Origin of the sequence: Symbiopectobacterium sp. (genome assembly GCF_051710365.1) — a bacterium.
In the GTDB taxonomy this organism is placed as follows: domain Bacteria; phylum Pseudomonadota; class Gammaproteobacteria; order Enterobacterales; family Enterobacteriaceae; genus Symbiopectobacterium.
In genome coordinates this window covers 1-12,611 of record NZ_JBPETA010000091.1, presented here as the reverse complement: position 1 = coordinate 12,611, position 12,611 = coordinate 1, and the positions used below count along the sequence as shown (strand labels likewise).

General features: G+C 54.6%; 9 protein-coding genes, 1 tRNA gene and 2 pseudogenes. 7 read left to right on the top strand and 5 right to left on the bottom strand.

Annotated elements, in window-relative coordinates; all coding sequences use genetic code 11:
- Positions 1 to 69, top strand: a pseudogene (locus tag ACTBDZ_RS09995) (surface-adhesin E family protein); the annotation flags it as partial.
- Between the two features lie 594 nt (positions 70 to 663).
- A pseudogene (gene epmA / locus ACTBDZ_RS09990) lies at positions 664 to 1,641 on the top strand (elongation factor P--(R)-beta-lysine ligase).
- Between the two features lie 76 nt (positions 1,642 to 1,717).
- On the opposite strand, the gene mscM reads toward epmA, so the two are convergent.
- From mscM to rsgA, 3 genes are all read right to left on the bottom strand, one after another.
- Positions 1,718 to 5,035 (bottom strand): miniconductance mechanosensitive channel MscM, encoded by a 3,318-nt coding sequence (gene mscM, locus ACTBDZ_RS09985; protein WP_438815193.1) that lies wholly within the window; start codon positions 5,033 to 5,035, stop codon positions 1,718 to 1,720.
- A gap of 45 nt (positions 5,036 to 5,080) precedes the next feature.
- A complete protein-coding gene (gene asd / locus ACTBDZ_RS09980; protein WP_438815192.1) occupies positions 5,081 to 6,034 on the bottom strand; it encodes an archaetidylserine decarboxylase in 954 nt (317 codons plus the stop codon).
- A gap of 69 nt (positions 6,035 to 6,103) precedes the next feature.
- Complete coding sequence (rsgA, locus tag ACTBDZ_RS09975) at positions 6,104 to 7,150, bottom strand: small ribosomal subunit biogenesis GTPase RsgA (RefSeq protein ID WP_438815191.1); 1,047 nt, start codon at positions 7,148 to 7,150, stop codon at positions 6,104 to 6,106.
- A 130-nt stretch (positions 7,151 to 7,280) separates the two neighbouring features.
- Here rsgA and orn point away from each other — a divergent pair, with 130 nt between their 5' ends.
- The 5 genes from orn (at position 7,281) to ACTBDZ_RS09950 (ending at position 10,381) form a co-directional block, all read left to right on the top strand.
- Complete coding sequence (gene orn / locus ACTBDZ_RS09970) at positions 7,281 to 7,841, top strand: oligoribonuclease (protein WP_438815190.1); 561 nt, start codon at positions 7,281 to 7,283, stop codon at positions 7,839 to 7,841.
- Between the two features lie 163 nt (positions 7,842 to 8,004).
- Positions 8,005 to 8,080 (top strand) — tRNA-Gly (locus ACTBDZ_RS09965).
- Between the two features lie 80 nt (positions 8,081 to 8,160).
- Positions 8,161 to 8,700: an AAA family ATPase gene (locus tag ACTBDZ_RS09960; protein ID WP_438815189.1), complete on the top strand. Its 540-nt coding sequence runs from the start codon at positions 8,161 to 8,163 to the stop codon at positions 8,698 to 8,700.
- Positions 8,701 to 8,870: 170 nt separating this feature from the next.
- Positions 8,871 to 9,506, top strand: coding sequence for a YbhB/YbcL family Raf kinase inhibitor-like protein (locus ACTBDZ_RS09955; RefSeq protein WP_438815188.1), 636 nt, complete (start codon positions 8,871 to 8,873; stop codon positions 9,504 to 9,506).
- Positions 9,503 to 10,381: a helix-turn-helix transcriptional regulator gene (locus ACTBDZ_RS09950; RefSeq protein WP_438815187.1), complete on the top strand. Its 879-nt coding sequence runs from the start codon at positions 9,503 to 9,505 to the stop codon at positions 10,379 to 10,381. Before ACTBDZ_RS09955 ends, ACTBDZ_RS09950 begins: the two co-directional genes overlap by 4 nt.
- A gap of 121 nt (positions 10,382 to 10,502) precedes the next feature.
- Here ACTBDZ_RS09950 and ACTBDZ_RS09945 read toward each other — a convergent pair whose 3' ends face one another.
- Positions 10,503 to 10,829: an ankyrin repeat domain-containing protein gene (locus ACTBDZ_RS09945; protein ID WP_438815194.1), complete on the bottom strand. Its 327-nt coding sequence runs from the start codon at positions 10,827 to 10,829 to the stop codon at positions 10,503 to 10,505.
- Positions 10,790 to 12,611 (bottom strand): ankyrin repeat domain-containing protein (locus ACTBDZ_RS09940; RefSeq protein ID WP_438815186.1); only part of this gene is annotated, 1,822 nt, incomplete at its 5' end. The genes ACTBDZ_RS09945 and ACTBDZ_RS09940, both read right to left, overlap by 40 nt.

Below are 12,611 nucleotides of genomic sequence, written 5' to 3'. Positions count from 1 at the left end.
ATGGCGATGGTCAAAGCGCTTAACCGGATCACGCTATTAGGAATGCCGAACAGTATTCGCATCACGTAACAATCGACCCGATGGGGCACAGTCGTTACAAGTTCTGATTTATTCAACAAAGCCATTGCCGCACGTAAACCAGCGCCCCCGGCCCCGATAATGGCCAAATCGGCATTAAAGGTTTGCACTGCACTCCTCCAGTTACTAAAGTTAATTAAAAATAATATATTCGATTCGTTAATCTCTATTTCCCACCGAACGCTTTCTGTAATTCATCGATATTTAAAGCAATTCGCGGACACATATTAAGAATAGCTAAACCTATATTTTTTGTGTGGAAATGATTATACCGAATTATGAGTAGGTGAAATTTGATGTGATCCAGCATTTTGTTTTTTTTATTGTGTTTTGATTTTGGCAATAACAGCATGATGGTTAACGCTATTGCCGGATAAATAACACTTTTATTTCTTTAATAAGGAACTGACTCACGGTAATTGTACATAATGTTCTGGATATCGGGATCAAAAGGCCTATGCAGGAGGGAAACCTGAGCACGAGAAACAGCGGGAGAGACAGTGCGTGATTGTAGCGGAGTTGAATTGTTTGCAGGCGAATATACGGGTAGACTGCATCCCCTGTTTGCGTTAGGAGTAAAGAAACATGTGCGAAGGCGCACTCTGGCAGCCCACCGCCACCATTGAAAACTTATTGAAGCGTGCAGCCATCGTCTCTGAAATTCGGCGATTTTTCTCCGATCGCGGCGTATTGGAAGTGGAAACACCGGCCATGAGTCAGGCAACGGTGACGGATGTGCACATGGTCCCGTTTCAGACGCGTTTTGTCGGACCTGGCGTATCTGAAGGGATGACGCTCTACCTGATGACCAGCCCTGAATACCATATGAAGCGCTTGCTCGCCGCAGGCAGCGGACCTGTCTTTCAACTGTGCCGTAGTTTCCGTAATGAAGAGTCTGGACGACACCATAATCCTGAGTTCACCATGCTCGAGTGGTATCGCCCCCACTACGATATGTCTCGCTAGATGGACGAAGTGGACGATTTATTACAGCAAGTACTGGAGTGTGAAAGCGCAGAGCGTCTCTCATATCAGCAGGCTTTTCAGCGTCATCTTGACGTGGACCCGCTTTCTGCGGATAAGGTGCAACTGCGAGAAGCGGCGGATAAGCTCGGCATGGGCGATCTCGCCAGCCGTGAAGAGGATCGCGACACGCTGTTGCAAATGCTATTTACCTTCGGCGTGGAACCGCACATTGGGCACGACAAACCGGCCTTTGTGTATCACTTCCCGGCGTCACAGGCTTCGCTGGCTGAAATCAGCTCTGAGGATTACCGGGTGGCGGAGCGCTTCGAGGCCTATTTCAAAGGTATTGAGCTGGCAAACGGTTTTCGCGAATTGACGGACAGCGATGAGCAGCGCCAACGTTTTGAGCAGGATAACCGCAAGCGTGCCGCTAACGGGCTTTCTCAGCAACCGATTGATGAATATCTGCTGGCGGCGTTGAAACAGGGAATGCCTGCCTGTTCTGGCGTCGCGTTAGGGGTGGATCGTCTGATTATGCTGGCGTTAAAAGTGGAAACCATTGGTGAGGTGATGGCCTTCACCGTCGGGCGTTCGTAATCATCACATCGCCGTTCCTCGGGGTCCGCGGAGGAACGGCACCGCGTGTTTGGTTCTCTCTGAGGCTATCTGCCTGTTACAACCCACCTTCCGGCCGATTGGCTGAACTCGGGCTGCGTCCATCAATACGCACGAAACTCATCTGCACCTGGAACGGCGGGAACGGCATCTCCATGTTGTTCTCACGGTAGGCTTCCAGAATCAGCTGGTGAATCTCATGACGCAGCGGCATGCGGTGTCCCATTTCTGCGGCAAAGATACGCAATTCGAAAATCTGGATACCCTGACGTAAATCCACCAGAAAGGCTTCAGGCGGCGGGTTTTCCAATACCAACGGGCAGCGTTTCACCGCATTGAGCAACAGTTCGGTCACTTTTTGGCTATCGGCATCGACTGGCGCTGGAATGGTCAGCACCACGCGCGTCACCGAATCCGACAGCGACCAGTTGATAAACTGTTCGGTGATAAAGGCCTTGTTGGGCACGATGATCTCTTTTCTGTCCCAATCGGTAATTGTGGTGGCTCGGGTATTGATGCGCATAATGCTGCCGGTGAGATCGCGAATGGTCACGGTGTCGCCAATGCGGATCGGTTTTTCAAACAGAATGATCAGGCCGGAAATAAAGTTGGCGAAGATCTCCTGCAAACCAAAGCCAAGGCCTACGGTCAGAGCGGCAACCAGCCACTGGAGTTGTGACCATTCGATCCCGATAAACGAGAACCCCACCAGGCAGCCAATCAGCATCAGCATGTATTTGCTGACGGTGATAATGGCATAGCCAGAACCGGGGGAGAGATCGAGGTGCTGAAGCAATGCCAGCTCAAGCAGCGCGGGCAGGTTGCGCACCACCTGCGTCGTGATACTGAAAATCAGAATCGAGATCAACACCGCACCGAGGGTAATCGGCTGTACCTTATCGACCCCTTTCACCGTACTGGTGACTTCCCACAGATTGATGTTTTCTAAAAAGCTGAATGCGGAGTGGATTTCTGACCACAGGACAATCACTGACACCAGTGCGATCAGTGTCAGAATGGATCGCACCAGTTGCAGCGATTTGGCGCTGATGGTATCCAGATCGACCACCGGCTCTTCGATGGTGTCTGAGGTGGTTTCCACTAAGATACCCGACTCTTCTTCACCGCGGGCACGCTGCGCCAATATTTCGGCACGCCGCTGTTTGGCCCTGTCAAACGCGATGCGTCGGCGTTGGATCAGCATCCAGCGCCGTATCACGTGGTACACCACCAGCAGGAAGAACCAGATGGCGACCGAGGTTTCCAACCGCGCCAGCAAGGCTTTCGACGTGGCCAGATAGCCAACACCCGATGCCAGAGCTGCAATCAGGGGCGCACTGATCATCAGGTTCCACAGCGCACGGTTGATGGTGTTTTCTCCTGAGCCTTCCTTGTTCAGGTAGAGCGGAATACCGGCACGTTTCAGGCTGGTGGTCACCAGACTCAACGCCAGACATAGCAAAATAAAGCACAGTCGCCCCAGCGTGCTGGAAAACTCGCGTTCGTTGAGGTTTTCAAACGTGATGATCGCCATGATCAGCGGAACAATAAAGGCGATCGATAATCGGTAGTAGCGCATGGCGCGCGCGACGCGCTCGGGTGACCAGCGTAAGTGGGCAATAAACAACCCATTCGAATGGGCGAAGGAGGCGCTGACCATCACCAGCCACATCAGCGGGACGGTGGCGGTCACGCTGTCACCAATCGCGACGGCGATGGGGTAGGGCCAGGCGTTTTGCAAGCCGTACCCCAATGCGGCCCACAGCACGGGCAGCGGGAGTGCAATCAGTAGCGAATAGAACAGAGTACGCAGCGTCAGCGAAAAATGATCGAGGGTAACTTTGCCGATACGGCTGCTGGCGCGCTCTAAAAAGGCGTTGTAGTGACGGCGCGAACTGATGCCGAAGCCGACTAAAATCAGCACGGCCATCAGCGGGAACGCGGTTTCCCGGCTGGTCACCACCATGATGACGGCGCTGCTAAGCTGAGTAAAGGTATCCAGCGAGAGCAGATGGTAAAGCGCCTGCACCACCTGTACAGGGAAGGCGAAGGAAATAGGATTCACATCGGCAACCCAGAACAGATAGCGGTGAACCGCCTCGCGGATTTCCAGCAGTGCTTCTTCCAGCTGGCTGGTCGCCACTTTGAGCTTGGTCAGTTCAAGGATCTGCGCATCGGTGCCGGAAATCAGCGATGTGAGTAAATCACGCTGGGTACGAATCTGATCGCCAAGCACGCATTGCTGACTGTTACTGTTGGGCGTGCAGTTTTCTTGTCTCGGGCGTTCTGAGGTGCGAGCGGCACTGAGCAGGTTTTCATAGCGTAACCGTTGTACGCGCAACTGGGCCATGTCGGTGTCCAGCCGTTGCGGTTGCGGCATGTCCGGCAGGCGCGCCACCTGCGCGCGCAGTGCTTCACCCAGTACGGTAGATGCCCCAATCCACTGCGCTTGCTCACGCAACGTGCTGAGTGCTTGCCGCACTTGCTGCGTTTGGGTGGTTGCCTGACGCTGCTGTGAGGCGATCAAATCAAGATGCTGTGCCTGCTGATTCAGTTCCTGAGACAGTTCGCGGTTAAGCTGTAGCTGTTCGCTGATGACCGCGGGCAAATCATCACCGCGTTCCACCAACTGCTCGGTGCGTTCGAGCACTTTCTCCGCTTCACGCTGGCGTAAGTTGTTGATGCTGGAACGTAATGCTTGTAGTTTTTGATCCAGCCTATCGTGGCGCAACTGGTAGAGTTCCACGCGTAAGCGCGAGAGCTCCTGGCGATTACTGGCGGAAAGCTGAGCCAGTTCCAGTTCATCAACCCGGCTTTGGCGCAACGCCTGCTGGGCTTGCAATAACACTAACTGCGCCTGGACCAGCGGTGTGACCGGATTTCCTAACGATTTGATTTGACGATCAATTTCGTTTAATACCCGGCTGGCTTCGGTTTGCTGCTTCGGCAACTGGGCCAGAGAATCGATCACTCCACGCAGTCGCTCTCGTTCCTGTTGCAGTTGGCGCGATTGATCCAGCAGTTGGCTGCTGGTTTGCACCACTTTTTGCTCCAGATCGACAACCGAGAGTTTGTCGCTAATGGCGGTGGTTTTATTTTCTTCAGCCGCCAGCAGACGGCGCAATTCCTGCGTCAGTTTGGGGAAATCGTCAATAACGTGTTGATATTGCTCTGTGCGTGCCAGTGATTCTTTGCGTTCCTGCAAGATGTTTAACGCAAGACGAAACTGTTCGACGATATCAGCCTGATCGGGGGTGTTTTTATTGGCTTCAGCCTGTTCCAACTGTTGGCGCACCAGCGCCTCGTTAGGCACGGGGGCTGCCAGCGCGGTGACAGAGAGCAGAACAGCAGCAAAGAAAATCACGAGTTGACGCACGATGGTTCTCCCTCTCTCACGCAGGTTCGCTGGCATACAGGTTACTTAAGGCGTGTGGTGCATTGCGTCAGCGCCATGGTCCGCCGCATCCGGCACAGATTCTGCGGCAACGGGTGCTTCTTCTGTGGAATCCACCATTTTTGCTTCGGCAAAGGGTTCGCCCACACGGGTAACACTCAGCGGATTAAGGTGCGCGGCAAACTGAAGCGTATCGGGCGCAAACAGATTGATTACCGTAGAGCCCAGTTTGAAACGGCCCATTTCCTCGCCTTTTTGCAGGGCGATGGCACCTTGCTCACCCGCTGCAGGGTAGGTCCAACGCTTGATGATGCCTTCACGCGGCGGCGTCACGGTGCCAGACCAGACGGTCTCAATGCTGCCGACAATAGTCGCACCCACCAGAATTTGTACCATCGGGCCAAAATCGGTATCGAACAGGCAGATAACGCGCTCGTTGCGGGCAAAAAGATTGGGTACGTTGTCAGCGGTAAACAGATTGACGGAAAACAGGTCTCCCGGTACGTAGATCATTTCACGCAGCACGCCGTCGCAAGGCATATGCACACGGTGGTAATCGCGCGGCGAGAGGTAGGTAGTGGCGAACAGGCCATCGCGAAAGCGATCGGCCATCACGTAGTTGCTTGCCAGCAGCGCTTCCAGCGAGTAGTCGTGGCCTTTGGCCTGAATCAACTTACCGTCGACAATGGGGCCCATTTGCGATAATACGCCATCAGCAGGCTGCACCACGCGGTGTGCGTGCGGATCAATCGGGCGCACGTCCGGACGCAGCGGGCGCACGAAAAAGTCATTGAACGTCCGGTAGGCAGCGGTATCCGGGTGCTGCGCTTCCTGCATGTTCACTTTGTAGTAGCGAACGAAAAGATCGATAACCCCTTTGGTAAGCCTGCCGGCCTGCTTGTCTGCACCCCAGCCTGCTAACCGCGTCAGTGCGATTTTCGGTAGCCAGTATTGTAAGGCGATTTTCAGTTTATCCAGCACAGTGAGCCTCTTAGGTTTTTATGCGCCCATCTAAAAAGGGGCGCATTGTAGCGATGGATGCGGTAAAAGTCAGCGGTCCGTATCAGAATCAGAGAAGGTTTTACGCGTTTTTACCTGCGCCATGCTCTCCAGAATACGGTGATAGTTATCGAAACGTTCTTCGGCTATGTCGCCGCGCTCTACGGCAGCGCGCAGTGCACAACCGGGATCGTTATCGTGGCGGCAATCGCGGAATTTACAGGTGCCGAGGTAGGGCCGGAAATCGATAAAGCCCTGTGTGACCTGCTCCGGCTCCAGATGCCATAAGCCAAATTCACGCACGCCGGGGGAATCAATCACATGGCCACCGTGCGGGAAGTGATACAACCGGGCCGCCGTGGTGGTGTGTTGGCCCAGACCGGACACGTCGTTGACCAGAATCTTGGCGGCGTCAGGGTAGAGTAATGCGTTCAGCAGGCTGGATTTTCCCACCCCGGATTGGCCGGCAAAAATGCTGATCCTGTCCGTTAAGGCATGCTCCAGCGTCTCCATCCCTTGCTGCGTGTGGCTTGATACCATGATGACCGGATAGTGCAGCGCACGATAAATGTCCATCAGCCCATCGACAAACGCGCGGCCTTCATCATCCAGCAGGTCGATTTTGTTAAGCACAATCAGGGGCGCGACCTCCAGGGTTTCGCAGGCCACCAGATAGCGGTCAATGATGTTCAGTGACAGCTCAGGCAAAATCGCGGAAACGATCACCACCTGGTCGATATTGGCGGCGATAGGTTTAACGCCGTCATAAAAGTCCGGGCGTGTCAGCACCGACTCGCGCGGGTGCACCGCCTCAACGATACCGCTGATCCCGGCCTGCGTCTCTTTACCAGCACGCCACACTACGCGATCGCCGGTTACCAGAGATTTGATGGTACGACGAATATTACACCGGTGGATAATACCATCCTGAGCTTCCACATCCGCATGCATACCAAAACGGCTGATAATGATGCCTTCTTGCGGCTCTTCCAACTGGTTGTCATCCCACTCGATTTTGCTTTCTCTGTGCTTAAGACGACGTTGGTGGTTCGCTGTAACTCGACGTTGCTGTCCTTTGGACAGTTTATTTTTGCTCACTGAGCCTCGCTTGAACTGTGGTTATCGCCCACAATGGCTGAAGAGACTATAATACACGCTATTTGATTTTAATTAACTGATGCCTGTTATTCCCGCTTCTCTGGGGATGGTTGGAAAAGGAAGTAAATGTATGTCCGTTGAAAATAGTCAGGTAAGCGAAAACAATCTTATTTGGATCGACCTGGAAATGACGGGGCTGGACCCGGAACAGGATCGCATTATTGAAATAGCAACGCTGGTAACCGATGCCAATCTTAATGTGTTAGCCGAGGGGCCGACGATCGCGGTACACCAATCCGATGCCCAGTTAGCGCTGATGGATGACTGGAACGTGCGTACCCACGGTGCCAGCGACCTGACAGAACGAGTCAAAGCCAGTGCCTATGATGAACGTGCGGCTGAAGCAGAAACTATTGCTTTTTTGCAGCAGTGGGTGCCTGCCGGGAAATCTCCGATTTGCGGCAACAGCATTGGTCAGGATCGCCGTTTCCTGTTTCGTTATATGCCTGCGCTTGAAGCCTATTTTCACTACCGCTATCTGGATGTTAGCACGCTGAAAGAGCTGGCACGCCGTTGGAAACCCGAGATTATGGCCGGGCTGAAAAAACAGGGTACGCATCAGGCGATGGACGATATTCGTGATTCTGTGGCAGAACTGGCCTACTACCGCGAGCATTTTATCCGTCTGTAGCCGTTACGGGCGGTTTTTTGCCCGACCGATGGCGAAATTGCTGTTTTTATTGGCAGTCAGTCATTTTTTCGCGGTAAGGGGCTTGCGGCGGCAACGATTTCTCGTATAATTCGCACCCCGTACCGCAGCAGAATTTGTGGTGCGAGTGAAGATGGTTATTCCTGCGGGAATAGCTCAGTTGGTAGAGCACGACCTTGCCAAGGTCGGGGTTGCGAGTTAGAGTCTCGTTTCCCGCTCCAAGTTTCTCTTCTGTTTTTCTCATTATCTTCTGTTTTTCTTCATTATTTTTTCATGTTTCATATTGCCTATGAGGCGCCCTGTGGATCGTTTCGTTATCCTTTCCGGGTGTTCTGGCGGTGGCAAAACCACGCTGCTGGTAGAACTGTACCGACGTGGCTATACCGTTGTGGAGGAGCCGGGCCAACGCATCGTGCGTGAAGCAATGTCTTCGGGCGGTGATGCTGTGCCGTGGAAGAACATGGAAGCGTTTTTACGTCGGGCGATAACGCTTTCAGCGAATGACTATGCTCTGACAAGAGATCAGGGTCAGTCATGGGTATTTTTTGATCGCGGATTAATCGATGCGGCGGCAGCACTTCAGGCAGTAACCGGTGAACCGGTGCTCACTGCGCTCGCGTCACGCTATCGTTATCACTCACGCGTGTTTCTTGTTCCCCCCTGGCCTGAGATCTATCAGCAGAACAGCGAGCGACGCCACAGTATGGATGCCGCTGTAGCTGAATTTGAGCGATTACAAGATGTCTATCCGACATTGGGGTATAGAGTGTCAATGTTGCCTAAAGCCTGCGTGAATGCGCGCGCTGATTTCGTTTTACGAACGTTGGCTGAGGTGTGGTGACAGACCCCTTTTCCCTACATTAATCCAAAACCAATCATTTTGATTGGTTTTGGCAGTCTATTGATTGGATAAGGCATTTCAGGCACAACCAAATCCACTATTATGATCCTATTGCGCGCCGGTATAGTGGCCGGGGCGGCATTTCATAACTCCACAGGACGAGGTTTTCCATGCAACTCATCAGTCAAAGCTTTCAGGATGGTCAGGCGATACCGGGTGAATTCGCGTTTGCCGTGCCAGACCGCGCTGCACACGTTGCGCTATCATCGAACCGTAACCCGCATCTCGCCTGGCGCGATGTTCCACCGGGTACGCAATCCTTCGTGATTGTGTGTCACGATCCTGATGTGCCGAGTAAAGGCGATGATGTGAATCAGGAAGGTCGAGAAGTGCCGGCAACCTTGCCGCGCGTCGATTTTTTCCACTGGTTGCTGCTCGATGTTCCACCAACCGTGACGGAGATTGCGGCGGGGGCGCATTCAAACGGCGTTACACCGCGTGGAAAATCGGGCCCTGCCGCACCTGATGAAGGCCGATACGGTATTAATGATTACACGGCCTGGTTTGCCGGGGATGAACAGATGAAGGGCGATTATCACGGTTATGACGGCCCGTGCCCACCGTGGAATGATGCGTTAGTGCATCACTATATTTTCACCGTTTACGCACTGGCGGTTCCTGCATTGGCCGTGAACGGACCGCTGGATGGGGCGAACGTGCGCGCGGCGCTGGCGACGGCGCCGGTACTGGCGAAAGCCAGCCTGACTGGGCTTTACAGTTTGAATCCAGCGGTGCCTGTGGCGTGAACCACGTCGGGCAAGCGTTGACAGTGCCGGTGTTTCCGGGAGAGGGAGGGGAGCGCTGGCGGTTGCCCTCGTCCTCGCCCGTGGTGCGACATGGCTTGTGCACACTGGCCCAGCCTTGCCTGCGGCAACCGCAACAAACCGCACGTTTCCAGTTTCATGAGGCAACCGTGTTACTGGTGGTTTCAGGGCAGATGCGTTTAGCGTTCGCGGGGCATGAGGTCTTGGTCGATGCCGCGCGGCCGGCGTTGGTGCTGGTCGACGCAGGCTCCTGTGTGGACATCGTGAAAACCCCGGGAGGGGCTGAGCGCTGTTTCCGTTCGGTTTTTATGACAATCGCGAGCGCGCTGTTGGAAAGTCACTCAGCGGCCTCTTCTCTTGTGGGGGGCGTTGAACGCATCGCTGCTGGGCCTGTTCAGGTGATGCCATTGGATGACGATTTGGCATCGACGTTATGGCATCTTATTGAAAGCGTCGAGATCAGGCCAGTGAGCGATGAGCGGCTTACCTACCGGTTACTGGAACTGCTGAGCGCCTTGGCTGAGCGTGGTCATGTATTCTGCCAACCACGGCACAATGACACCGTAGCGCGTCTGCAAGCGCTGATGGGGCGCGCACCGCATCGTCACTGGACCGCACGCGAAGCTGGCCGAGAGCTGGCGATGAGCGAAGCCACCCTACGGCGACGTCTTGCCGCAGAGCAAGAGCGCTTTGAAACGATCCTCAGCGATATTCGTATGCACCACGGCATGATGCTGTTGCAAACCACTGCCTGGAGCATTCCGCGTATTGCCGAAGCCTGTGGATATCAATCGCGGGCGCGCTTTTCAGAACGCTTTCGCACCCGTTTTGGCTGCTTGCCTTCCGCTATTCGCTGAGGGGCTTCATGTGAGGTAACCGTCCTTCATCATTATGTGTCGTTTGGCATACTCTGATGCCTCGGGGAAATTCGCAACCATGACAACGGTGGTATTAAAAAACGGAGGGACTGCATCCTGACTACGATAACCTCTGCCCAGCCGCGACGAATCCGTGAGCGGTTGCCGTCATCATGCTCATCAGCGAGACGCAATCGGTCAGATTACGGCGTGAAGCGATCATCAGTGGGGTTTCCCCGGCGGCATTGGCTCTATTTGGGTCAGCGCCCGCGGTGAGCAGACTGGTGACCATCTGGATGACTTCATCCTCTTCAACCTCGTCTTCATCGAAAAATAACGCGGTATGCAGTGGCGTATTCTCACCGTCATCAGGTGCATTGACGTCAAACCCTTGCTCACAGCAGAGTGTCACGATGGCCTGATGCCCGAGATAGCAGGCATAGTGCAGCGGTGTGATACGCCTATCGTTAGGCTGATAGGCAATCTCTCCGTGTAGCAGCGCTGTTCTGAACTGGGCTTCCGCCGTGTCGCTATGACGCCGTAGGCAGATGGCGTGCAGCAGGTTGTCGCCGTTGTTGGCGCACTGGTGACGGATTTTTGACGTGGATTGTCGTGCCCATAGCAGGTCGAAATAGGGTGCGGCACAATATTGTGCGCCAGCATCAACGGCGTTCGGCCAAGCTTATCAGGCTGCTGCGCGTCGGCGCCGCGCTCCAGCAGCAGGTGGACAATTGATTCCCGGTTGGCGCGTAGCGCGAAGATCAACGGCGTATCGCCATCCTCATCGGCGGCATTGATATCCGCGCCATGATCAAGCAGGCGTTTGACGATCTCGCCTTTTAGTTCCGGATCGAAGCTGTGCTCTGCCTCCGTCTCTTCGTCATCGGGGTAGGTGTCGTAACTGTAGGCGCGTACTACCGCCTCATGCAGAGCGGTGCGCCCTTGTGCATTCGCCTGACGGGTGTCAACGCCGTGCGCCAAGAGCGCCTCTAGCCCGGCCAGGCTCCCGTACCCGGCGGCGCACATCAAAGGATAGTCGCCATCGGGATCGACCCAGTGGCAGTCGACTCCGGTCGCTAACAGCAGCTCTACGGTTTCGCGGCGCGAGACTTTATTTACCCACCCCCAATTGCTCAGTGCGCGGTGCAAGGCGGCGGAATTATCGAACCCGCCGACGGCGTTAGGGTTTGCGCCATGATCGAGGAAATAACGCACCAGCGGTGTTTGGCATTTGGACACCGCCATCAGCAGCGGCGTCGCCTCGGTGCCGCTCCTCGCTTCAAGGTCCAGCAGCCCACGTCGTTCCAGCTCATCAAGGTACGGGGTCACGGTCGATTCCGGTTTGCCGCTCAGACGGGTGCAGGCAAAATGGACAAACTGTTCCTGCTTGATACAGGTGCGGCGAGCCGGATCGGCACCGTAATCCAGCAGCAGGGTAAAGATGTCGAAGTACTCCTGCATGATGGCCCACTCAAGCGCGCTGTTTTCTAACCGCGTCACCCCGTTGCGGTGATCGAACTCAGGCTTGAAGCGGCGCGTCGCGGTACAGTTGGGATCGGCACCCGCCGTCAGCAGCATGTTGCACACGGCATACGCGTATTCCGGTGTGATCTTATCACTGTGGCCACTCACATGATCCATCGAGTAGATTAGCAGCGGTTGTTCAGCATAAACGATGCTATTGCCAGTGATCTTCCTGCCGATAATGCGATTCGGATCGTTACCGACGATCAGTCGTTTGACGGTTTCCAGCGCCACGCGGGAACCGATGGCGCACAGTAGCGGATCGCCTGAGATCTCACTGGTGAGATCGAGGGGTTCTGGCAGACTATCGAGCAGCGGGCTGATATCCTCTTCGGCTTTGGCGTAGTTCAAGTGATAGGCGATCATATTGCCGTTGAAATGTTCGTCTTTGATCTCGGCATTCAGCGGCCAACCGATATCCAACAAGGTGCGAGCCAATGGAACAAAATACTCCGCGTCGTACAGCGCGACGCATGCCGCAAGCGTGTGGGCTGTGCTCAGTGGCGCGTAGTCATGCGAGTTATAATTAAACGGCTCTGCGAGTGATAATGACAGCCCTTTGCTGCGGTAGATACCCTGCAAACGGCGCAGCACGGCGGATACCTTGCTCAGGCGCATCCGTTCTCCGTGGGGATTCTGGGTAAAAAGGTAAGAGAACACCGTACCCTGTTTACAATCGATCCAGGTGAGATTGGCGCCGCGCGTT